This is a genomic window from candidate division WOR-1 bacterium RIFOXYB2_FULL_36_35, from assembly GCA_001771505.1.
In the GTDB taxonomy this organism is placed as follows: Bacteria; Margulisbacteria; WOR-1; order XYC2-FULL-46-14; family XYC2-FULL-37-10; genus XYB2-FULL-36-35.
Map to the genome: position 1 here is coordinate 32,750 of MEUA01000023.1, position 24,443 is coordinate 57,192.

20 protein-coding genes are annotated in these 24,443 nt (G+C 34.4%); 4 read left to right on the forward strand and 16 right to left on the reverse strand.

Translation table 11 applies throughout. The annotated features are described in order from the left end of the window. From A2290_03205 to A2290_03260, 12 genes are all read right to left on the reverse strand, one after another. A complete protein-coding gene (locus tag A2290_03205; protein ID OGC15262.1) occupies positions 1 to 561 on the reverse strand; it encodes a GTP cyclohydrolase I FolE in 561 nt (186 codons plus the stop codon). Between the two features lie 75 nt (positions 562 to 636). Continuing rightward, the gene (locus A2290_03210) at positions 637 to 2,202 is read right to left on the reverse strand and encodes a formate--tetrahydrofolate ligase (protein OGC15263.1); all 1,566 of its coding nucleotides are present in this window, start codon (positions 2,200 to 2,202) and stop codon (positions 637 to 639) included. Between the two features lie 47 nt (positions 2,203 to 2,249). Further along, entirely contained in the window at positions 2,250 to 3,953 is a 1,704-nt protein-coding gene (locus tag A2290_03215; protein OGC15264.1) for a hypothetical protein, read from the reverse strand. A 45-nt stretch (positions 3,954 to 3,998) separates the two neighbouring features. Beyond that, positions 3,999 to 5,144 carry a hypothetical protein gene (locus A2290_03220; GenBank protein OGC15265.1) on the reverse strand — a complete coding sequence of 382 codons (1,146 nt, stop codon included), beginning with the start codon at positions 5,142 to 5,144 and terminating at the stop codon, positions 3,999 to 4,001. A 90-nt stretch (positions 5,145 to 5,234) separates the two neighbouring features. Next, entirely contained in the window at positions 5,235 to 6,254 is a 1,020-nt protein-coding gene (locus tag A2290_03225) for a hypothetical protein (protein OGC15266.1), read from the reverse strand. Positions 6,255 to 6,276: 22 nt separating this feature from the next. After that, a complete protein-coding gene (locus tag A2290_03230; GenBank protein ID OGC15267.1) occupies positions 6,277 to 6,717 on the reverse strand; it encodes a Holliday junction DNA helicase RuvA in 441 nt (146 codons plus the stop codon). Between the two features lies 1 nt (position 6,718). Next, a complete protein-coding gene (locus A2290_03235) occupies positions 6,719 to 9,391 on the reverse strand; it encodes an alanine--tRNA ligase (protein ID OGC15268.1) in 2,673 nt (890 codons plus the stop codon). After that, positions 9,388 to 9,990 (reverse strand): dTMP kinase, encoded by a 603-nt coding sequence (locus tag A2290_03240; GenBank protein OGC15269.1) that lies wholly within the window; start codon positions 9,988 to 9,990, stop codon positions 9,388 to 9,390. The genes A2290_03235 and A2290_03240 overlap by 4 nt, the downstream gene beginning before the upstream one ends. 198 nt (positions 9,991 to 10,188) lie before the next feature. Further along, positions 10,189 to 11,703, reverse strand: coding sequence for a hypothetical protein (locus A2290_03245; protein ID OGC15270.1), 1,515 nt, complete (start codon positions 11,701 to 11,703; stop codon positions 10,189 to 10,191). Further along, complete coding sequence (locus tag A2290_03250) at positions 11,700 to 13,037, reverse strand: replicative DNA helicase (GenBank protein ID OGC15271.1); 1,338 nt, start codon at positions 13,035 to 13,037, stop codon at positions 11,700 to 11,702. Before A2290_03250 ends, A2290_03245 begins: the two co-directional genes overlap by 4 nt. Positions 13,038 to 13,117: 80 nt before the next feature. After that, on the reverse strand, positions 13,118 to 13,723 hold the full coding sequence (locus A2290_03255; GenBank protein ID OGC15272.1) for a hypothetical protein: 606 nt from the start codon (positions 13,721 to 13,723) through the stop codon (positions 13,118 to 13,120). A 69-nt stretch (positions 13,724 to 13,792) separates the two neighbouring features. Next, the gene (locus A2290_03260; protein OGC15273.1) at positions 13,793 to 14,683 is read right to left on the reverse strand and encodes a phosphoribosylaminoimidazolesuccinocarboxamide synthase; all 891 of its coding nucleotides are present in this window, start codon (positions 14,681 to 14,683) and stop codon (positions 13,793 to 13,795) included. A gap of 280 nt (positions 14,684 to 14,963) precedes the next feature. Between A2290_03260 and A2290_03265 the strand changes: the two genes are divergently transcribed. Then, positions 14,964 to 16,493, forward strand: a complete 1,530-nt coding sequence (locus A2290_03265) for a hypothetical protein (protein OGC15274.1) — start codon at positions 14,964 to 14,966, stop codon at positions 16,491 to 16,493. A 39-nt stretch (positions 16,494 to 16,532) separates the two neighbouring features. Then, positions 16,533 to 17,471, forward strand: a complete 939-nt coding sequence (locus A2290_03270) for a hypothetical protein (protein ID OGC15275.1) — start codon at positions 16,533 to 16,535, stop codon at positions 17,469 to 17,471. Here the strand turns inward: A2290_03270 and A2290_03275 are convergent. From A2290_03275 to A2290_03290, 4 genes are read right to left on the reverse strand one after another with little or no spacing between them, the layout of a single operon-like run. Beyond that, complete coding sequence (locus tag A2290_03275; GenBank protein OGC15276.1) at positions 17,458 to 18,168, reverse strand: hypothetical protein; 711 nt, start codon at positions 18,166 to 18,168, stop codon at positions 17,458 to 17,460. The genes A2290_03270 and A2290_03275 overlap by 14 nt on opposite strands. Before the next feature lie 21 nt (positions 18,169 to 18,189). After that, positions 18,190 to 18,786, reverse strand: coding sequence for a hypothetical protein (locus A2290_03280; GenBank protein OGC15277.1), 597 nt, complete (start codon positions 18,784 to 18,786; stop codon positions 18,190 to 18,192). Then, complete coding sequence (locus A2290_03285; GenBank protein ID OGC15278.1) at positions 18,783 to 19,820, reverse strand: polysaccharide pyruvyl transferase CsaB; 1,038 nt, start codon at positions 19,818 to 19,820, stop codon at positions 18,783 to 18,785. The genes A2290_03280 and A2290_03285 overlap by 4 nt, the downstream gene beginning before the upstream one ends. A 6-nt stretch (positions 19,821 to 19,826) precedes the next feature. Beyond that, complete coding sequence (locus tag A2290_03290) at positions 19,827 to 21,794, reverse strand: hypothetical protein (protein ID OGC15279.1); 1,968 nt, start codon at positions 21,792 to 21,794, stop codon at positions 19,827 to 19,829. Between the two features lie 186 nt (positions 21,795 to 21,980). Here A2290_03290 and A2290_03295 point away from each other — a divergent pair, with 186 nt between their 5' ends. Together A2290_03295 and A2290_03300 are read left to right on the forward strand one after the other, a co-directional pair. Then, positions 21,981 to 23,423 (forward strand): hypothetical protein, encoded by a 1,443-nt coding sequence (locus tag A2290_03295; protein ID OGC15280.1) that lies wholly within the window; start codon positions 21,981 to 21,983, stop codon positions 23,421 to 23,423. Further along, positions 23,416 to 24,312: a hypothetical protein gene (locus A2290_03300; GenBank protein OGC15281.1), complete on the forward strand. Its 897-nt coding sequence runs from the start codon at positions 23,416 to 23,418 to the stop codon at positions 24,310 to 24,312. The genes A2290_03295 and A2290_03300 overlap by 8 nt, the downstream gene beginning before the upstream one ends. Positions 24,313 to 24,443: the final 131 nt, after the last annotated feature.

Consider the following 24,443-nt stretch of genomic DNA (forward strand, 5'->3'; position numbering starts at 1 on the left):
TTATTTATTAATAAGCGCCAATGCTTCTGCTTTTGTGGTGGAATTTTTTCTAAATATTCCCCTTACTGCGGAAGTAACGGTTATTGATCCCGGTTTTTTTACCCCTCTCATTGACATACAAAGATGTTCCGCTTCTATTATGACAAGGACACCCTGAGGCATTAACTTTTGCATCAAAGTATCCGCTATTTGGCTTGTGAGATTTTCCTGAACTTGGGGACGTTTTGCATAACCTTCTATTACTCTAACAAGTTTTGACAATCCTGTAACGTTTCCTTTTCTGGGGATATAAACAACATGAGCTTTTCCTACAAATGGGACAAAATGATGTTCACAAATAGAGTAAAACGGAATATCTTTTACAATAATCATCTCTTCATGCTGTCCTTGCTTGAAAATTTTTAAATGCTTGGAAGGATCTTCTTGAATGCCCGAAAAAATTTCAGAATACATTTGTGCAACTCGCTTAGGAGTCTCTTTTATCCCTTCACGGTTTACATCCTCTCCAATGGCAAGCAAAATTTCCTTCACAGCTTTTTCTATCCGTTTTTTGTTAATCATTAATTAAATTATATATCAATAACACAATGAAATCATCTTGAATTTTCACACTATTTCATGTAGGAAGATTATAAGTCAGAATAATCCTATAATATCGCCCTCTTCTGTTATATCCATCTTTTCAGCCGCAGGATGCTTTGGAAGTCCGGGCATTGTCATTATATTTCCACAATATGCGACAATAAAACCAGCCCCAGCAGAGGGAGATAATTCTCTGACTACTATTTTATAATTACAGGGGCGTCCGCACAGTTTTGGATCGTCACTTAAAGAGTTTTGTGTTTTGGCTATGCAAACAGGCAAATTAGAATATCCTGATTTTTCTAGAAATTTAAGGTCATCTTTGGCTTTATCCGAAAAAATAGCGCCATCTGCGCCGTAAGCCTTTTGTGCAATATGCTCTATTTTTTTATCTATGGACTCTTCTAGTCCATATAAATACCTTAATTCAGACTTTCTTTCACAGGCATTAAGAACAGCCTTTGCCAGAGTTATTCCCCCTTCCCCACCCCTATTCCACACATCAGATATAACCACATCAACTCCCAATTTTTCACAACGGCCTTTTAATTCATCTAAAATTTCATCGGAATCATTCTCTTTTTTGTTGATTGCAATAAGAAAAGGAAGATTAAAAAGCCTCAAAGTTTCAACATGTTTTTTTATATTTTCAATTCCGTGGACAATATAGGCTTGATATGTTACAACTAAAACAACCGCGTTTGGCTTTAATCCTCCTTGGCGGCACTTAATGTCAAAAAACTTTTCTGCTCCCAACTCCGAACCAAAGCCGGCTTCTGTAACTACATAATCAGCAGATTTTAGCGCAAGTTTTGTTGCTGTCATAGCATTACAGCCATGGGCAATATTTGCAAAAGGGCCCCCATGAACAAAAGCAGGGATACCTTCAATACTTTGCACAATATTAGGTTTTAAAGCATCTTTTAGCAACAAAGCCATAGCTCCTTGAGCCTTAAGTTCGTAGACTAAGGCGACCTCCCCATTTTTTTTATACCCTATTACAATTTGAGCCAACCTGTTTTTCATGTCAGTTAAATTTTCAGAAAGGCACATTATCGCCATGATTTCAGAAGAGGCTGTAATTGAAAAACTTCCACGGAGTGCACGATCATTCATGTCCATAACACGATTCCAGACAATTCTGTTTTCATCTAGCATTAAGTCGTTCCCTTGATAAATGTGATTATAAATCATGGCGGTTAAAAGGTTGTGAGCTGCTGTTACATTGTGTATATCTCCTGTAAAATGAAGGTTGATTTCTTCCATCGGTAAAACTTGTGAATATCCTCCCCCTGCCGCGCCCCCTTTCATCCCCATAACAGGCCCAAGTGAAGGTTCACGAATACAAATAAATGTTTTTTTCTTGATTTTTTTTAGCCCCTGGGCTAAACCGATTACAGTTGTTGTTTTCCCTTCTCCTTGAGGAGTTGGTGTAATAGTAGTTACAAGAATTAACTTTCCATCTTTTTTGTTTTGAAGTCTTTTTAACGCGGATAAATTTATTTTTGCCTTATATTTGCCGTAATTTTCTATCTCTTCATTTTTAAACCCTGCTCTTTTGGCAATTCTATCTATTAATTCTATTTTTGATTCCTGGGCTATTTCAATGTCTGATTTCATTATTAATAAATTCTATCACTCTAGCAAGCTTGGTTCAATATTATATATTACAGATCATCTCGTTGTCTGCGTAAATTCCTTGAAGTTGGATTAAAACCCTCATCTTCTGGCCCGGAGTTCTTTAATTCTTCTGCGCGATAATCTGAATCTCCATCTGGATTTGGGTTAAGGTCATCTTCAGCCTCTTGTGCCTCCTCTTCCTCCCCATCGCCTAAAACTATTGTAGTATCATCAAAAGTGCCTAACTCAGTTGGGGTTATATCTGTATCATATATTAACGCTTCTGCATCAATTTCATCATCCTCGGCTTTTCCCTCTTTTTCCGCATCCGTTTTTACTTCGAGGATTTCATGCTTTTCTCTTTGCCTAAGTATGGTACTCAAGTAATAAAAAAGCCTTTGATCAAATGTTGAATCAACACCTCGCAACAATGATAAATTTGCAGCTTTTACCATAGAATCGATCAATTCGTTATCTTTCTCAAGACTGTAAAAAATGTCTGCTGCCGCAAAAAGGCTTTCTATATCACCTTTTATCATATATTGTTCTGCAAGCCTTTCTTTTGCAATAGAATACAAAGCTGTATTTTGCCTGTTATAAGCCTCAGCCAATAAAACATATGTAGCAAAACTTCTATATCCTAAATCGATTAAAAACTTTAAAGCAAATGTAAAATCCGTAAAAAACTTTACGGATTTTTTGTCTGTCCATTCATGAATTGTAGGTTCGTTTAATAAAAATTGCTCATGAGAAAGCGATGGATTTACTTCTAAAGCTTTATCAAAAAAGCGGATAGATCTGTTAAATAAAGCTGTAAATTCGTGATTCTCATCTAACTTACATCCTTCATAAATTCTTAAGGCTAAACAAGCAAAGATTGTCCCGCTCAAAAGATATGAGTTTGTTAAATCTTTTTTTTCTGAAAAATCATCCTCCGCTAAGATTATTCCTTTTGACTCATTTTCATCAATAGACTGTGCGTGATATTTCAAGAGCATCTTATTTAATAATGCTAATGCTTCTTCAAGGTTTTCTTCTTTTAATTTTTGTATAATAGCCCATTTTTCAAGTAAATATTCTAAATCAATTTCTTTTCTTTCATGAAGATCAAAACTAGGTGATAATTCCTTGGCCTTTAAAAATGCTCTCATGGCTCTTCTTAGTAATCTTAATGAATTTGTAGACAACGCTTGTTTGTAAAAGATTACTCCAATTTTATAATGCTTTTCAGATGCTTTTTCCATGTTGTCACATTTTTCATAAATTAAAGCTGACGAATAAAGGATAAAAATATCATCTTCTGGAAGAATATCATTTGCCAAGCTCAGAGATCTAAATGCTTCTTCTTTGTTTCCTAATGAATATAATGCTTCCGCCGCGTCTGCTAACTTATGGGCTGTATTTACGGCTTTTTCTTTTTCTCCTTTACTCAAATAAGCTCTTCCTAAACCAAAAAGAGCATCCACATGATAAGGTTGTATTTTCAAGACTTTTAAGAAAGCAACAATTGCATGATCATATTCTTCTGTTATAAAAAAAGCCAGAGCTTCTCGATATAACCTGGAAGAAGGAGGGGTCAATGTTGTAGAAGATTTAGCTGTTAGGGGTATTGCATGTGGTGAAGGCTGCACAACTTTCTTCCTTGCCCAGCCACCATCAGGGACTAAAGTTACTAATCCGTTATCTTTCCTTAAAGTTTTTTCTTTAAGAAAAGATCTTAATCCAGGAACTAATAAAGTAACAAAAACCATTGCTCCCTCCCTTAATAGCAGCTTCGGCAAAAAGGGACTAGGATTTCACTTTCTTTTTAAAAATCTCATAAGTATTTTGGGCTTTTTTAAAACTCCCATAAATACTGATCCAATTGTGGGATATGTCCTTGGGTTTGTTATCAGACTCCATAAAACAGATGAATGATTCTCAAAATCACCCATATTTTCAATTAATTGCGCATTATCTTTCACATATTCAAATACTTTTTTCAATACCTCTTTATCAATGTTTTCCATCGTATATCGCATAAGCAAACACAATCTTATTTCCTTTCCAAATTCTTCTTCCCACTCACGTGCATAGGCTTTTAGATCTTCATTTTTAATGGCCCTAGCCAATATTTCGGCTGACTTTATGCCATAAAAAATACCGCCTGCAGTTATTGGTTTTACCTGACACGCGGCATCTCCTACTAAGGCGGCATTCTCTTTAACTAAGTCACATGTTCCTATAGGAACAGGCCCCGCGTTCTTTTCAACTATTTCACCTTTTATGTTACGATCAGCCATAAAACTTTCTATCTCATGTATGGGATTATCAGATATAGTGCCTATTCTGACAATGTCGTTTCCTTCCGGAATTAACCACGTAAACAGAGAAAAAGGTTTTATGTAACTTACTTCAACACGATCTTTATCCGGAATTTCTTTTCTGATCCTGTATTGCAAACCTTTATATAGTTTTATGTTTTCATTTAGTCTTAAAAGTTTACGGACTCTGGAATATGGACCGTCAGCGCCTACTAAAATGTCTGCATAATACTCTCCGTTAGTAGTTATAACATTGTAACCTGCTCCCACTTTTTCTATTTTTTCTGCCTTAGTGTTAAATTCTATGTCTAATCCTTCGCTTAGGCTCTTATCAAATTCAGCCCTGTCGATAATATAAGCAACCGAAGGTCTTTTTAAAAGAAAAGCAGAACCATTAAAAACGACTTTTGCACCGTCAATTTTGTTCAAAATGGATTTTTTGGGAACAGGGATAATGGTATCTGAAAAAACATCTTTCCCAACAATTCCGGCACATGAAACAGGACGCCCAACTTCAGAATGTTCCTCAAGTAAAAGAGGGTTAAATCCATAATGTTTTAACATTTGTCCCAAATAGCAACCAACAGGCCCTGCTCCAACAATTACAATTTTAGGAGGTTTATCATCTTTTTTTATCATAATAACAATAAAACATTATAACACAATTTTTTTTATGCTTTACTGCATATTAACTAACCCGATTATCATAATCGAGGTTAGTTTCTGGTTTTACCTTGAATAATCAGGGTTAACTTTATGTCGGGCTTTTTGATGTTCTTTCCAAGAAGTTGAGAAGATATGAGATCCATCTTTTTGGGCAACAAAAAAGAGATAATTTGTATTTTTGGGATGAATAGCAGCTTGAAAAGATTCTAATCCTGGATTACAAATCGGAGTTGGGGGCAATTCTTTATTTTTATAAGTATTATAAGGTGAATTTATTCTTAATTGGCTTGTATATACCTTTTTTGTCGGTTGCTCAAGAGCATATTTGATTGTAGGATCTGCGGCTAAAGGCATCTTTTTTTCCAGTCTGTTATAAAAAACAGAAGCTATTATCGGTTTTTCTCTTTCCAGCGCGGCTTCTTTTTCTATTATTGATGCCAATATTAAAGTTTTGTAAAAAGACAACTTTGCATCTTTTTTGTTCTCTTCCCAATAAGTCCATATAATTTCACTAAATCTCTTAAGCATTAATCTTGCCAAATCATTTGTGTTTATCTTTGAATCAAATATATAAGTATCAGGGAATAAAAAACCTTCAAGTGAATAAGAATCAACAAGCCTCAAAAAGAAAAAATTTTCTTGCTCATTTTTTGTGAGATTAGTATATGTCAATTCCCTGAAATCCTGGAAGTTTGAAACCCCCATCTTTTCCAAGATAGATCCCATTTTATAAATTGATGTCCCTTCGGGAAACGTAACCCTAAGAGGTCTTTTCTCTATGGTTTTTCCATTTCTTAACTTTAGTAAAATTTCTATCAAAGCTGTATTGGGTTTAAACTCATAGTTTCCTGCTTTTATTTTTTCTTGCATTAAAAGGAGTTTTAGCCCAATTTTGAATCCTGTTTTACTTCTTATAATTTGGCTCTTTGCAAGCATGTCTGATATAGTAGTTGCTGATGTCCCCTGTTTAATTTCAATGATTAAAGTTTTGGAGTTTTTACCGGTTTGTAGAAATAACGATATTAGGCTAAAACTCACAAATATAATAAAAATTATTGCTATTATCAATAAAGTTCTTTTCATATTTCTTGAAATATTGACCGGTTTATAAATTATTGTGATTTTCGATTCTTATACTATCCAAATATCCCTGCAATATTAAAACAGCCGCTGTTTTATCAATAATCTTGCGCCGTTTCTTTTCTGAAATATTTGCTCCCGCAAAAAATTTGTTCGCTTCAGCTGAAGTTAGTCTTTCATCCCACGTTTTTATTTCAATATTATTGAAATATTTTTTCAGCGCTTCGACAAATTTTAAGACTTCTTGCGCTGCAATCCCAATTTCTCCCGACATTTTCTTTGGCAACCCAACTACAATCTCTCTTATTCCTTCATATTTTTCAATAATTTCTTTGAGGTTTTCAATATCATTTCTAAAGGTTTTGCCTTTTTCTAATGTGCTAATCCCCTGAGCTGTAAAGCCTAATGGATCACTCACAGCAATTCCGATTCTCTTTGTCCCAAAGTCAATGCCTAAAATTCTCATTTTATTGATTTTGACTTATAATTTGCACAACATTTTCGATTGCTTTGTCGATTTTAGAAATATCTTTTCCTCCCGCTTCTGCTTTATTTGATTTTCCGCCACCACCACCACCACAAGTCAAGGATAAGATCTTGACTATTTTACCTGCGTTAAAACCTTTTTGCACAAGATCATCGGAAATCATAACAAGAAATAAAACCTTATTTTCAACAGTAGAAGATAAAACAATTATCCCTGATTTTAAGGAGTTTATAAGTTCATCACCTATTATCCTTAAGTTGTTCATAGGAATCTCGCACAGTTTGGCAGATAAAAAATTAACGTCATTTATCTTTATAGTATTTGACAGGAGCAGTCCTGCCTCTTTTAGAGCTTTTTTTGCCTCAAGATCTTCTATCTCTTTTTTTAGATTTTTACTTCTATCTTTGAGCCAGCCAAGACGGCCTTCAAGATGTTCCAAGAATTTATTGACTTTGTATACGTCTTTCTCATTTACCGCTTTGATAAGGCTATCTATTTCTGTTTGTTCCACATCAAAAACAGAAGCTTCTAAAAACTTACCTCCACCCATAAAATCTTTCTTTGCTTGGAGTAAAAGATGCTGTCTCATAAGTTTATCTATTTGATCTTTCATGCTTTTACTTTTATAAATTATGAAAACTTTTGAAGTTTCCCCCGCTACTGCTTCAATTCTTCTAACCCCGGACTGCAAAGCTTCTTCTTTTATTATTTTAAATAAGCCCACTTCAGAGACATTTTTTACATGGCAACCTCCGCAAAGCTCACAGCTTACATCTTTTATTTCAACAACTCTTACTTTATCTCCATACTTTTCTGAAAAAAGGGCCATTGCTCCCATCTCACAGGCTTTTTTATAAGATGTTTCAGCTTTGACAACTGCAAATTTCTTTTTTATCTTTTCATTTACGATCAATTCCACTTCTTCAATTTCAGAAGCAGCAAGAGCGCGTCCAAAAGTAAAATCAAACCGTAAATAATTCGGTCCTACATAAGATCCTGCTTGTTTAACTTCTTCTCCAAGGACTTGTCGCAAAGCAAAATGAAGAAGATGTGTAGCTGTATGGTGAACTGTTGTGCTTTGGCGTTTTCCGCTATCTACACAAACGTAAACCGTCATGCCTTCTTTTAAATTTTCAATGCTTTGCATTTTATGGAATATTATGCCCCCGATTTCACCATAGGTATTTACAACTATTTGATTTTGTATTATTCCGGTATCCCCAATTTGTCCCCCACCCTCAGGATAAAAAGGTGTTTTATCCAAAACAATAATATTATCTTCAGGAATAATAGATAGAATTTTTGCGTCGGTTTTAAGCTTATCGTAACCCAAAAACTTTGTTTTACCATATTTTTCTTTATATACAGCTTTTAACATTAAAAGATGTTCCTGCCATTTTTCATGTGAAGCTCTGGCTTTTGATTTTTGTTTTTCCATTAGAAAGTTAAATCCGTCTTTGTCGACAGAAAAACCTTTTTCAGCCGCAATCTCCAATGTGATATCAAAAGGAAATCCAAACGTATCATGAAGTTTAAAAACATCTTCCCCGTTAAGTTTTTTTGTCGATTCATATTTTACAAATAAGTCTTCAATCATCTGCATTCCATGTTCCAATGTTTGACAAAAACTTTCTTCTTCTGCTTCAACTGTTTTTTTTATCAGGTTTGCTTGGGTTTTTAACATCGGATAAACATCTGACATCTGTTCTATAACAACATTGCAAAGATCGGGCAAAAAAGGAGATTTTATGTTAAGTTTTCTCCCGTGAAGGACTGCTCTTCGAATAATCCTTCTTAATACATAGCCTCGACTTTCATTGGAAGGTAAAATTAAATCCGATATGAGGTGCGTCATGGCTCTTGTGTGATCTGCTATTATTTTGGAAGAAAGACTTTTATTTGGGAGCTTCTTAAATATCGGAGCAAAAATATCTGTATCAAAATTATCTTTTTTATTTTGGAGTACCCTGGCAATGCGTTCCAGTCCCATTCCTGTATCTATGTTTTTTTTAGGGAGTATTTTTAAACTATTGTCGTTTTGGCGGTCATATTGAATAAAAACTAAATTCCAGATTTCCAGAAATCGTTCACAATCGCAGGCTGGATTACAATCCTTTTTATTGCATCCTGTGCCATAATCATAATAAATTTCCGAACAAGGTCCGCAGGGGCCTGTAGGGCCTGCAGCCCAAAAATTATTTTCTTCATCTAGTCTATAGATTTTATCTTTAGGTATTTTGATATCTTTTTCCCAAATTTGGTATGATTCATCATCTTTTTCGTATACAGCAACGACTAGATTGTTTTTATCTATGCCAAAAATATTTACTAGCAGATCCCATGCAAATTCTATTGCCTCTTTTTTAAAATAATCACCAAAAGAAAAGTTGCCGAGCATTTCAAAAAAAGTGTGGTGGCGCGTTGTAAGCCCTACATTATTGATATCATTTGTGCGTATGCATTTTTGCGCGGTTGTCACCCTTTTATATTTAGCAGATTCTATGCCTAAAAATATAGGCTTAAATGGGAGCATTCCCGCAAGAGTTAAAAGAACCGTAGGATCTGAAGGGATAAGAGAATCAGACTGAAGATTTTCATGTCCTTTATTTATAAAATATTCAAGAAATTTTTTTCTTATTTCATTGCTATTCATTTTATGATTTCTGTAACAAGTAATTTTATTTTTTCTGCAACCTCTTCTATGGGCATTTGTGCATTTATTTTCTTTATTCTTTTCTGGTCATTTTCCTCTAATTCCTCATACTTTTCTCGTACACGTTCATGAAAAGCCAATATCTCATTTTCAAAACGATTAACAGCCCCGCGCTTTTTAGCACGCTCAAGGCCTTTTTTCGCAGGAATATCTAAAAGAATTGTTAAGTCAGGAATTATCCCCCTGCTTGATATCCAATTAATATATCTTACCAAATCTTCGGGCAAACCTCTACCTCCCAACTGATAAGCCAGCGTTGAATCAATATACCTATCACACAGTACAACTTTTCCATTTGCTAAAGCAGGTTTAATGACTTTTTCGACATGTTCTACCCTATCTGCCGCAAACATAAATATCTCCGCCAAAATTTCAGACTCATAATTAAATAGTATTTTTCTTATCTCTTCTCCAAGGTTTGAGCCTCCGGGTTCTTTTGTAATTATTACTTCCTTTCCAATACTTTTAATATAATCTTCCAATAATTTAATCTGGGTCGATTTTCCTGATCCTTCACAACCTTCGAATGTTATAAACATCTCTTTTCTCCTTTTAATTTAAATGGTTTAACCCCTTTCAACCCCGATTATTCACCCCGATTAGGGAATCGGGGTTCATGCCTAAGGATTTTCTGAGCAGCCTACTAGAATTCTGTTCGTCCATGAATAATCGGGGTCAACTGACGAAAAAATTCTATAAAAGCGTTATCCGCATAAAACGCTTTTCCCATACTTACTTCAGCTAAATTCCAGATTAAAATTAAATTCCTGTCTGGTCGCTCTATATTTTAATATTATTGCAAAACAGTGAAAATTGAAGCCGAATATATAGTCCAACTCTTCAGGTAAAATATTTGTTAAATTATAAATGGAATCAACCCCAAACTGAATCTTTTCCCCTCTATAGATAATTCCGGATATTAATTTATCAGATACAGAAAAATTATAATTTTCAAAATTATAAGGGCTACCTCCGGAATAAGTTAAATAGTGACTATAGATAAATTTTGAGGAAAAATTGGACGACCATTTAGAATAGAATCCCAAATCAAAAGAGGTTTTTGCGCGATGTGAACCTTGAGTATATAAAAAGCCTCCAACTGATAAACCGGGTTTAAATTTTGTAGTGGAGTTTTCCCAGAGGGTTGTTGTTCCTCCTACTTCTCCTCCCATCTTAAAAGCTGAGACACCACTTGATTCTTCAGCAATATTTCCGCCGGAAATATTGCCATCAATATCAATGTTCCCAATACTGTTTTTTTTCATTTCAATTTTGAGATTTGGCAACATGCTTACAGTTTCATAATTTATTTTTTCATTCATAGAAACTTTAGTTTCAAGCATATATTGTTTTTGTTTGGATTTCTTTAAAATATCAAATTTAAACATATCTTCTTTGTTTTTTACTTCCGGGCCAAAATATGTGTAATGATTAAAGGCTCCTCTTATATGATCTTTTACTTTGGCGGAAACATCAAAAAAACCTTCATTATTGGAATCAATCTTATAGTTCAGACCAAAGCCCGCGCCAAAGGATTTTTTTTCGGAATAACTCAAAGAAAAATCACCTTTAAGAGATTGGTTTTTATACCATGGAATACTTTGTGAAATGAAAAAACCATCATCGTTATTTGATCCCACTTGAGGATAAGGCATCTTATTTATTGTTCCTCTTTCAGGCGCTTGTGCATCGTAAATATATATGGGAACTATCATGGAGGGAATATTAAATAAATAAAATATCCCCCAATTAGCAATAATCCAGCCGTCATTTGTATCAAGTATTATTTCGCTTGCGGAAACATAGTAATGTTTTTCTCGTTCATCACAGGTTGTAAAACTGGCGCTTAAAAAATCTATTTTTTGTGGTGTGAGTTTTATATGTTTTCCTGATATATAAACACCGTCATAAAGGATAGAAACATCACTGGCTTCTCCTGTTTTGGTTTGCATATTGATGTCTAGGCCTTTTCCAAAAATACTTATCCCCTGATAATCTAATTTGAACTTCTCGCCTGTAAACAGACGGCTGTCTTTGAGATAATACGTAAAGCTTTCTCCATATGCTTTAATATCTTTATAAGAGACCTCAACTTTTCCAATAGCGGAAAGTTTCGATCCATCTTGGCTATACTCTAATGTGGCGGCGTTAATAGTAAAATTTGTATCTTCTGCCAAAGAAATAGAATAAAAAAAGAGACTAAAGCAGCAAGAAATAAAGATGGCAAACAAAAGACTTTTTTCCTTGATCACCCTACTTCCTCATATCTACTTTCTTTATTGCAAAACTTGGCAATATCTTTTCTAAAAACAAGTTCAACAGAACCGACAGGGCCATTTCTTTGTTTTGAAATAATTATTTCCGCAATATTTCCTCTTTCCGCTTGCGGATTATAATAATCTTCTCTATGTATAAACATGACAAGATCAGCTGTTTGTTCGATTTCTCCTGATTCTCTTAAATCTGAAAGCCTTGGTCTTCTATCAGGTCTTTGTTCTACAGCACGGGAAAGTTGTGACAAGGCTATTACCGGAACATCTATCTCTCTTGCCAATGTTTTTAAAGATCTTGATATTTCAGATATTTCTTGAACTCTGTTTTCTGTTTTTCCACGCCCGGACATAAGTTGCAAGTAATCAATGATAATCAATCCTATTCCTCTTTCTAATTTTAGTCTCCTGCATTTTGCCCTCATTTCCATTGAAGTCAAAGAGGCTGTATCATCTATAAAAATATGAGCTTCTGATAGCTTGGAGAGCGCCCGAGTCAGTTTTTTCCACCCTGTATCAGGAAGCGTTGCCGTCTTAAGCTGAAGAGCATTAATCTCAGCTTCAGAACATAACATTCGCAGCGCCAACTGTTCTTTACTCATTTCCAGCGAAAAAACCGCAACTGGAATTTTAAATTTTATAGCCATATTTTGTGCCATATTGAGGGCAAAGGCTGTTTTCCCTACTGAAGGACGGGCAGCTATAATTATAAGGTCTGAATTTTGAAAACCCGCAGTCATTTTATCCAGATCTGAATACCCTGTTGGGATCCCTGTTATATGCTCCTGTTTTCCATATAAATGATCTATTTTATCAAGAACTTTTGCTAAAATCTGGTCCAGCTTATGGAAACCCTCTTTTGCTCTTTTTAAGGCTATTTCAAATACTGAATTCTCTGCCCTGTCGAGTATTTGATCTACGTTTTCCGGTTCTTCAAAAGCCTCTCCCACCATTTTAGTTCCCGCATCAATTAGCCTACGCAATGTCGCTTTTTCCTCGACAATTTTTGCATAATATTCAACATTTGCGGCGGTTGGCACAGAGTTTAAAAGATCTCCAACGTATACAGTTCCTCCTGCTTGATCCAGTATATTATTTTTACGAAGGGCCTCTGTTACGGTTACCAGATCCACAGGTTCACCTTTATCAAAAAGATCGAGTATAGCATCAAAGATATAACGGTGTGCATCACGATAAAAACTGTCCGGTTGTAAAATTTCAACGGCTTTAACAATTGCATTTTTATCAATAAGCATAGAACCAATAACTGATTGTTCTGCCTGAAGATTTTGAGGTGGGAGACGTTCTTCAACCATAGGAATTAAATTATAACACAACTTTTGAAATGATAAACCCCCACACCAAAAGTTTTTTGATGTGGGGATATATCAAAAACTTACTTTGCCTCGTTTTCGTAAGCGCAAGCTAGAACACCACAGGCATAAGACCCTGTTAAAAACATAAGAATGAAACCCAAAGTTGGGATTATTACTGGGATTACATAAACTATACCAACTAAAACCAAAAAAAGAAGATGCATCCAGAAATTATTTTTAGCAACTAAATCTTTACTGGCGAACAAAGCTTCTTTTGGAGCAAGTCCTTTATCTTGAATCATTAAGAAAGCATACATTATACTTACATACAGATAAATTAGTGCAAGCATGGCAACCAAATTAACTGTTCTTCCCAATGTATCTAGCCCAAAACGATAAAAAAGCATGGGAATAATATAAATTAATACAACAATTACAAAAACTATTAAACCGGCAATAATAAGATTTAAAAAATTCTTCAAAGGATCAAAAATATTCTTAAGTTCTACTGCTTCTCCCCTTTTGGCTTTTACAAACAACATTTGAAATCCGGTAAAAAGAGGAGTGGCTAGAATACCTATAGTAATAATACTTAAAATTGCCGTTACAAGAAAAGACAAAATAATAGTAATAGCATTTTTGGAATATATTGACCATGCATCATTGAAAGCTTTTCCTATATCCATTTTTTTCCTCCCAATAAAATAAAGAATTCAAAACCAAACGACAAACTCCTGACTAAATCACCTCCTTGATTACAATTTATCCTGACCTGTGATTTTTTTATAAGCCTCAAAATATTTGTCTCTGGTTTTTAAAATAACCTCTTTGGGCAGTTGAGGAGCTGGAGGCATTTTATTCCAATCTAACGTTTCTAAATAATCTCTTAAAAATTGTTTATCAAAACTTGGTTGTGATCTGCCAGGCTCATATTGGTCTTTTGGCCAGAAACGGGATGAATCGGGAGTTAAAACTTCATCTATTAAAATCACCTGATTATTTAATATTCCAAATTCAAATTTTGTATCCGCGATTATTATATCTTTTGAAAGAGCATAATTTACTGCTGTGGTGTAAAGTTCTATCGATTTTTCCTTTAAAAGGGTTGCAATATCTGTTCCTACTAGATCCACAACCTTTTTGAAATCAATCGATATATCATGACCTTCTTCTTCTTTTGTCGTCGGAGTAAAAATAGGTTCCGATAACTTCTCTGATTCTCTAAGACCTACTGGCAATTTAATTCCGCATATTGCACGGTTTTTTTGATACTCTTTCCATCCGGATCCCGATAAATAACCACGTACAACACATTCCACGGGGATAACTTTCGATTTTTTAACAAGCATTGATCTTTTTCTTAATACGCCATATTTTTTTAATTTTTGAGGGTATTCGTCAAAATTTGAGGTCAAAACATGATTTGGAATAATGTTTTTTAAAAAATTAAACCAGAAAACTGATATTTGAGTAAGTATTTTCCCTTTATCGGGGATGCCGTTTGGCATTATGCAATCAAACGCCGATATCCGATCAGAAGTTACAAATAACAAGTTATCTTCTAAATCAAAAATATCACGAACTTTACCGCTTTTTATTGGTCTAAAATCCGGAAGCTCAATCTTTAGGATTGTTTCTTCGTTCATTGTTGCAAATTATAACATTACATATTTCTATTGCCAAGGGAAAAAAGGGGAAAAAATGAAATTATGTCTATTTCTTCGCGATAAATAACTATAGGGTCTGTTGCAAAATGGTCATTCCCGTGAAAACGGGAATCCATTTTTCAGAAAACAAGATAGATCCCCGTTTTCCTGCCTGCCAGCAGGCACGGCGCGGGGATGACAAATTGCATTTCGCAACAGTCCCCTATAGGATAATCGGGGTAAAAACATAGCCAGGGATTAAAAGGAGAAGAGAGATAAGATGGTTTTAAAAAAAGTAGTCTCTTTTAATTTAGAAAGAGTTGTGGAAAAAGAATCTGCCGCTATCTTGTTATCAGAGCTTGATAAGTTAGATACTACAGATTCTACATCGCTCAACAATTTTTTTGTAAGGATCCAAAGATTTGGATTTCCTTTTACTAGAAGTTATTTTAATAGGATGCTTGAAGGAAGAGATTTAACGCCACTTAGAAGCATGCTTCAGAGGTTAATCCCAAAACCTAAAATTCCTCAACCGACAAGGATACTTCCTTTTGATCCAAGGGATAGAGATACACAAAGAGATATCAGGCAGAAATTTATGGGTATATTAGGCGATGCAACATTTTATGATGCTATTTTAAGAAGAATTACCCCTGCTTCTATGGACAGAAAAAAAGAAACTAATTCTTTTGAAATTAACACAAAAGCTATCATAGAAGAATTAAATAGGCAAGGTAATGATAAATTGGCTGATGCACTTAAGTATGCAGCAATATTTTTGACTCCTGATAGGGAGGATTTAAAAAGATACGTTGTTGACCATGGCCTTCTAACTGTTGAGGAACTAGATAGGAAGACCTATATAGGAAAGTGCCTTTATGAAGATTGTTTGAGAATATCAACTACAGAAGAGGCAATAAATATTATAATGACAGAGCTTTGTAATATTTTTGGAAAGAGAGAGTATGTAGAGACAATGCTATTTGCTCATAACATTAATAGCTCATTCATTAATTTTAATTCATCTCCGATGAAAATTGCCGAACAATTTGCAACAATGGCAATCCAATCAGGCAAATTACTGAAAATACTGGAAGGATTAAAAGAAATGTACCGGGGAAACACAGTTTTAAATAGTTTGTATACTCAATTTAAAGATTTGACTTCAGTTTCAGATTCTCAACCCCGAAGAATACTCCCTTTTGATACAAGGGATAGAGCTACTAGAATAGAAATAAGAAAAAAATTTATGGATATATTTAGCGATGAAATTTATTTCAACGCAATTTTTAGAAGATTAGCTCCACATCTCCTTGGCAGGATAGAAAGTGATGTATCAAAAGAAGTTATAGCTAACGATGTAATAACTAAATTAGAAAATGACCTGATTGTCGCGCTCAGATACACCGCAGTTTTTTTACTCCCTTACAGGCAAGACTTGAGAAATTATCTCCTAGACCACGGGATTCTTACTGAAAGTGATTTGAATCGGTCAAATGTTATAGGACAAACGTTTTATGAAAGTTGCCTTAGAATCTTAAGAGCAAATGAGGCAATAAATATTATAATGATAGAATTTCCTAATATCTTTGGAAATGAAAATACGGTTAGGCAACTAGCAGCAAAGATCGGACTTACTTTAAACTTTAACGTAAACCAAGCTCCTATGGAAGTTGCAGCAAAGTTTGCAGAAGAAGCGTGGAACCAAGATAAATTGCCAAATTTACTTATAGAGGCAGTAAAAGAAAATCCTGACAATCAAAAGTTAGCAGATTTATCAAGACAGGTACAAAGTTTTAGATACAGATAATAGAACTATAAAATACCATTATTTGAGGGGATACATAGAATGTTTTCAAGAAAAGTAGTCTCTTTTAATTTAGATGTTATTTCCGCAAAAAAGCCGATAACCAATCTACTAAAGGCTATTAATACTTTAGATGTAAACGATCAAGCAAAATTTGACAGTTTATATGAGGAAATGAAAGAGTATGGATTTCCATTTACTAGATCGGCTCTTAAGAGAGTCATTTCAACCGGAGATATAAAAAGTGATGATCATCCTGTACAACAACTATTAAGAAGCCTTGCCCCTGCTAAGCCTAAAGTTGATAAGCCTAAAAAAGGAAGCAGTGGAGCTATCGAACGTCCTCAACCTTCAGATCAAAAGTTATTACCTAGAGAGATAACAATGAATACAATATTAAAGATTGTCCTAAAATTTTGTGATAATTCCTGTACCTCATTAATTAATAAGGCAAAAGCTTCTTATATAAATGAACCTTCAAAAGATTATTTCACAAGTCCACCTCTTTTAACCGCTTCAAGAATACTAAAATTAGCCCTAAAAGAGAAAAAGCTTTTATCTTTTCTGGAAAATATCCTAAAAGACTATTCTAATAATAGAGAATTGCAAGACATTATAACCTTTGTAAAACAAAATAAAGAGATTATTTATTCCTGGGGAGAAATGGAACCAAAAGGGGATCCTTATTATTGTTTTAACGCAGATGAAATGAAAATAATACAAAATGTTTCCTTGTCTTCTTCGTTATCATCGATTTTTGGAAATGTTATGGATATAGAGGCAATTTCATTAATAATAGGAATAGATATTGATATTTCAGAAAATGGAAGAACAAGAGTAGATAACCTTATTAGAGAAGCAATAAGAGTTGGCAAAATAAAAAAGGTTATAAGATATATAAGAGAGGTATATCCCTTTAACCCAGAACTTAAAAGCCTTGAAGCTCTGGTAGAAAATTCAAGATTATCTAGTGATATTTAATAAGTGTCAAATATAAAAAATTCGGCAGAGCTACCTGTCTCTTTATCCTATAAGGTTCTGTAATTAACCTGTAAAGCCACTCTATGTAAAGTTTTTGAACCCATTTAGGTGCCCTTTTTTTAATTCCTGAAATAACATCAAAACTCCCCCCCACCCCAACTGCAACTTTTACTCCTAACTTATCTAAATTTTTGCAGAGCCATTTTTCCTGTTTCCCCGCCCCCAAACCCGCAAATATAATATCTGATTTTGATTCTTTTATCCGAGAAAGGATTTCATCATCATTATCAAAATAACCATCATGTATACCCGCAATATTTAATGCGGGAAATTGTCTCTTTAAATTTTGAGAGGCCATGGAGACTGAAAGTTCTGTGCCACCTAAAAGGAAAACCCTCCATCCTTTTTCAGCCGCAAGCCTGCACGAGGACAGAAGAAAATCTATTCCAGTAACACGCTCTTTTAATGGGACTTTTTTAATTCTGCTTACGACAACCATTGAGATACCGTCAGGCAAACGTAAATCAGCTCCGTTTAATATATCAAAAAGCTCTTTGTCTGTTTGGGCCGCAACTATCATTTCCGGATTTGGGGTGACAATTAAATGAGGCTTTCCCGAGACGATGAATTCTTCAAGCTTTTGTAAGGATTCCCACAGTGTTACATTGTCTATTTTAATGTTTGCCAGGGTTATCATTTAAGGGGTATTATATCCTTTTTACAGTCCTGAAAATTCAGCAATCCACATTCCAATGCCTGAATGTATAAAACTTATCGCGATAGCAGCAAGGATAATAGTCATAATTCTTCCTATAATCATAGCTCCATTTTCCCCAAGAGTTTTAAAAATTCTTTCGCCAAAAGACAAAACCAAAACAGAAAGCATAAAATTTATTGTGACAGCAGTTAAAGCAATCGGAGTTCCGTAAGTTGCCAATGCCACCATAGCTGTCGTAATAGCGCCAGGGCCAGTCAATAATGGACAACCCAAAGGAACAACTCCAACTTCGATTTTTTCTTTTGCCTGAAACAGTGACCCTCTAACTAAGATAATAATTGCTATAACCAAAATCAATAACCCGCCCGCTATCTTAAAATCAGACATTTGAATCCCAAACAAAGTTAATATAAAGTTGCCTAAAAACATAAATATTATAAGCAATGCAAATGAAAAGATCGCGGCGGTTAAAAAGGCTTCGTGCCTCTCTTTTTTATCCAAATCTTTTGTTATGCTGTAAAAAATAGGCAGATTTCCTATCGCGTCGGTGATTGCAAAAAGTTGCCCCACAACTATAAGCAGGATAGTTAAATTCATCTATTAACTCCTTTTAAAATATCAAAATTCTTTAAAGCTTTTTCACGAAACTCTTTTTTTATCCTTTTGATATTATTCTTGATTTTTTCTTTTTTTTGCAACGTTTCTATAACAATTTTCGTTAAATCATCAAGATTGTTAGGTTTTATGGCAGGAAGATTGGCTTCTTCCATAAAAGAAGAGACTTTCGGATCATAGGTTATCCCTATCGCAGGAACAAGATGATTTGTCGCAAAAATTAGAGAGTGTAATCGTGTGCCTATAACAAGATCCACCTGAGAAATTATTTTCATTATTCCTTCAAAATTATCATGATCTCCCTTTAGTTCGGACTTTTGTTTCATTTTGTGCATTATATTTACACATGAATGGATATCATCTCTCTGATGAAACGGGATGAAAATTATTTTAGCTTTTAATTTTTTTACTAAATTATCACATATATCAGCAAATTTTTGTTCAAAATTTGAGGGCATATCTTTAAATCTTCTTGGACATATGGCTATGGTTAGAGAAGTTTTTTGTTTTTTTGTTTTATTCTTTTGTTTTGTAATTTTTGTATTCTTTTTTATGTTGTTTGCTTCTTCTTTGTCAAAAATAAAAGTCGGATCAGCCGTCATTATAATTTTAGGTCTTTTCAGTTTTAAGGATTTTACAAAGTCATAAGAGTTTTTGTCTCTCAACGTGATAATATCTGCCAAGTTTAAAGTTGATTTTATTAATTTAATATTTACTTTTTTCTTAATAGGCCCTATGCTTTGCGCGAAAACAATTACTTTTTTCCCAAAAAACACTTTTGCTGCCCATATTAAACTTGTATAATAAAGAAGGCTGCGAGTGCTGGTTGCGTCCTGAAGAAGCCCCCCACCGCCGCTTATTAATACATCTGAATTTGAAATAGCTTTTAAATTAAGACGATTATGAGCATCAAGAACAGAAATTTGATGATTCTTAAAGCCCTGTTTTATTGCGGCCAAAATCGCTTCATCCCCTGCATTTCCATATCCATAATAACCAGATATTGCTAGTTTCATAATGTTTTAAACCTTTCGGCTTTTTATTAAAACGATAACGGCACTTAATCCTATCACAAGCCCCAAAATTATTCCATTAAAAGACCTTACAACAGATACTATAACAGGAGTATGAATGTGACAGTAAGTATTCAAAAAAGATACAGGGCCAATTATCCCAATTGGCAAAAGGATTGGAAGCCATTTTGTTTTTCCTTTTAAAAATAAAAATGCAGAAACAATTAAAAAAGGATAACCAATCAAAAATTCTTTCGTTCGAGGCCTTATAACAAGCGCTTTTTCCATGAAAAGACGAAAAACTTTTTCCGCATGCGGGACAGGAAGCGTAAAGTTCCCTGATCTTGCTATAAAGATAAATAACACCCCAAGAGATGTAAGTCCCAATAAAATGATCCAGATAGGAATGGAAGCCTTGAATATGTTGAAAATTCTTTCTTTAGAGGCTTTTATGTCAAAACCATTTTCTGTTTTGAAAAAGAAATAAACCGCTGTTATTAAAACTGGAAGTACAAGGGCAATTTTTATCCCCATAAACACTTGTGATCCCATCATAAAAACAGTATTCGACAAAAGGCCAAGTATTAGAATAATGCCTAAAACTGTGCATATAATGACATTTAAAAAAATAAGAAGAATATCCAATAAAGTTTTTCCCCATCGTTGATCGATTGGTCTTTGATCTCTTGAAAATTGAGATATCACCGCATATGATGGAAATACTATCGCAGACAAAAGAGCTAAAATTTTTACTAAAATAAAATCTCCCAATTTCATTCCGATTATCGGCATTAAACCAACTGATATTATCAAAATAATCCAAGCTAGCCAACCTGAAATACAAATAAAATAATTCAATAAAAATAAAAATCCAATTATCACCCCTACCCCAAGTAAAATAATTTGCCATCCCGAAGGTTCAAAATTTACAGGCGCTGATGCTCTCCCTATATTAAAACCTGAGGTTTTTATCTTATTGTTTATGTAAGATATATAATTAAGATTATACAAAACAGGATCAGCAGCTTTAAGCTCGGGAGGAAAAAAAGGTCTAAGATAAAGGAGTCTAACCCCTCTTTCTTTAACAGCTCTAACCATCCTGTCTACCGCTTCTTCACTTGTTAATTTTTTTATCTCATTTTTCGGAATGCTATGAACGCGAACAATATCTAACCCCATCAGCTTTTTTAGCTTTGTATCACCCTCTTGTTTTATTATTTCTATATTTCCATATTTTATGTTATTTGCTTTTAAAGCTTTTGACAAAGAAACGATGCAATCAGGGGCTCCCGCGATATCTTCTCCGTCAAATATTATGGTATCAAATTTCTTAAGCAAATTTACTTTATGAATAATTCTGTTGTTTGTGTACCTTGAGTCATTCCATATCCTCGGGATAATTCTAAAACCTTTTTCCTTTATTTCTTTTTCCAGGGTTTCTGAAAATCCTATCCCGACCTCATCAAGAGCTGCCTCTTTCTGGTTAAGAAGCAGGGTATTTTTTGAAACAATCTTCCCCACTCCTGAATCGGTTATTGTCGAAATATTGTCCGCTATCCTATTTAAAATACCAGCGTTTTTAGCAATTAAAAAAGTTTGTTCTTTTTCAACTTTTCTTTCTTTCACAAGTTTTGAGATTTTAGGGCTTTCGGTAGGATTGTTTTTCAAGCCTTGTCCTGTTACATAATAAATTTCTCCGTTTATGTTTGCCTGGGGCAAAGTCTCCTCTTTTATCCCTATGGATATAATCCCTCTTTTTTTTATTTCTGTTAAAAGGTTATCGAGTGAAACTGTTTTATGCTCCTCATTTTTAATTGAAGACAAAACCATTAAATCATCATAATCCATTACAAGCTCAACTGTTTTGCTAGATGATTCTATGTTGTGTCGCACAAAAACAAGGTAAGAACCCGTTAAAATAGCTATTGCTAAGATTATTAATAATAGGACTTTTGTTAGTTTGTTCATTTTTTTCACAAGATCAACACCCTGCCTCCTTTCAAACTTTTTTTCTGATTTTTTACATCTGAAGGGTCTGTGTAAATTTTTTAAAGTTTTATAATAATATCATAAAAAAAGTGAAATTTTTATATATTATGTTGCGATAGTGCATAAACCCCGATTATTCGCCCCGAGTAGGAAGGATAATCGGGGTAAACTCTGATGACAAATCGGAGTCAAATAAAAATAATAAAGGAGTTTTTTATGTCAACAAATACTATAGATTATAAACGAGTAACACCAATGCAAGCGTATAAATGGGCAGCTTCTGGAAAACTTAAGACAGGGCTCATTGGGCCAAATGACAAAATTAGGACTTATATACCTCCGTATGATCCTGCAATGCTTTTGTTTGCAACTCTTTGTAATAAGCTTGGTGAAGCAATAATAAAAAGAAGCCCTTTTTTAAGTTGCGGATATGATGAAATGCCAACGGATTTTTATAGTAGGAAACCTTTAAAAAAGGCAGATGATATCGTTTCTAAAAACATAGAGTTACAAACATCAGAAGGCCAGCCGTTTAATCTTACAAAATTAACCAAAGGATCAAAGCCTAAATCGGATGATTGGAAAAATGCGAGTATAATATGGGGACCAGGGCTAGGAATTAGATGGGCTACCGGACTTATGGGTACAAGCATAGGAAAAACCCCTGTACTGCAACGGCTGCTAGATAAAAGCGCTACTGTGTACACAATCGATCAGCCATGGATCGATTCAAATCAAAATTATCCCTTAAGCAACATTAATGAATCGGAAGTTTTGGCAAGGAGATTTTATCCCTCTTTTGCAGATTGGGCATTGGCAAACAATTTAGATGAAAATCCCGTTATATTTATGGATCACAGCATGGGAGTTACAAACCTGGAAATACATCTTTCGATTTATTCTGATATAATAAAAAAAGATCCCAGATTAAAGAAATTGTTTGCGACAAGGCTCTCTTTTGGAACTCCATTTCCAATGGTTGACGGACTTATGATGCTTCTCTCTCTTGGCGAGCCATTGTTAGAAAAGATAGGATTAGATTATTTTGACTATCCCGGATTAGGCCCTTTAGTAAAAAAACTTGGCATACAAAAACCACTTACAAATAACCCTTTAAATCTTGGCGCTTTTTCTTGTGAAACTCTGCCCTCAGAGTTAATAGATGAATTTTTTGAGCATGCTGTAGCCCCCTGGTCCAGAAACCAGCTAAGATTTTTCAGGTTAGGTGCGTATCGTGGCCATTTTAGTTATTTAAATAAGCCTCAACCTTTTTGGCCTGGGATGCTGAATGTAAATTTTATGGGGACGCGCGATCCTTTAGGTTCATTTTTTGGAGCTTTGGCATACCAAATGCCTCAGCCGCAAAGCATAAGAGATAAAACTTCTTTTATAAACGTTGATAGAAGTTTGCCTCCAAGTACGAACTATATATTAGATAACTTAGACGCTATAAACTATATTGTTATTGATCCTGCTACCCATCTTGAGCTTTTGTGCGCAGGCCCTTCTATTTTTGAAAATTTTATCTGGCCTACAACAGAAGCAATAATAGATTCTATAGTTAATGCTAAGTTGCTAGCAAATAATAATGTAAAAAGGAATCAGTTTTATGAATAGGATATCAGTCATTGAAGACTCAGGTTTTTTTGGCAAGATATTCAGATCAAAAGATGTTGAGAATAATTCTTCTTTAGCCTTTGATTCAGAGCTTGATAAAATCAAAAAATCAGGAAAGACCCAGGCAGAAAAAGTTGAAGATTACTGTAAACTGGCGCTTAAAGAATCTGCTGCAAAAAGAAGACAAAACGCTATAAAAGCCTTTAGCTTCGCGCTGAAAGCCGTCCCGGGTCCTCTTTCTGACTCTGAAAAAATATTTGCTGGAGTTTTAAAAGATCAGAAAATAAAAAATCATGAGGAACTGATCAGTAATTGTCTGCATTTAATAGCAGGAGAAATGGCAAAGACCAATCTTTCTGTTCATGATATGACATTTATTTCTGGAGGCTCACTTGATAAATTTGAATTCCAGTTTATCCTTGTACAGGAACTTTCAAACGCGTTCCGTTTTAATGAGAGTCTTAAAATTGCCATAAAAATGGATGATGGCGCGTTACCGCAGAAAATCAAAGCTTTTACCTATTTAGCTTCAAAGGCAGAGGGCCAATCTGCGCATATATTATTTAACAAAGCTTTGAAGCTGGCAAGGTCATGCAATGTCAATTATCTGAAAGCTGATTTTGAAGAAGAGATAATCATACAAATGGCTGAATCAGATTTGTTTAATGACGCGTTAAGAGCAGCATTAAAAATTGAAATTATCAGCAACAAGGTCTCTTCTTTATGCGGGATAGCCGTTGTTATGAATGAAAAGGGTTATGCTGAAAGCGGGGAAAAAATACTTAACATGGCAAAAAAAATCGTAGAAATTGTAAGCCGATCAGATGCTAACCTTAACCGGTTAATTGAAAGTGCGGAAAATCAAATAAAAAAACAATCTTCTTCTTAACCCCGATTATCCTAATCGGGATTAAAATTAAATTGCTATATCTTTTATATTGGTTGAATTCTTTGAAAAAAGTATACGATAATATATTGACCCCGATTATTCATACATCGAGTAAATGTTTGACGATTTGT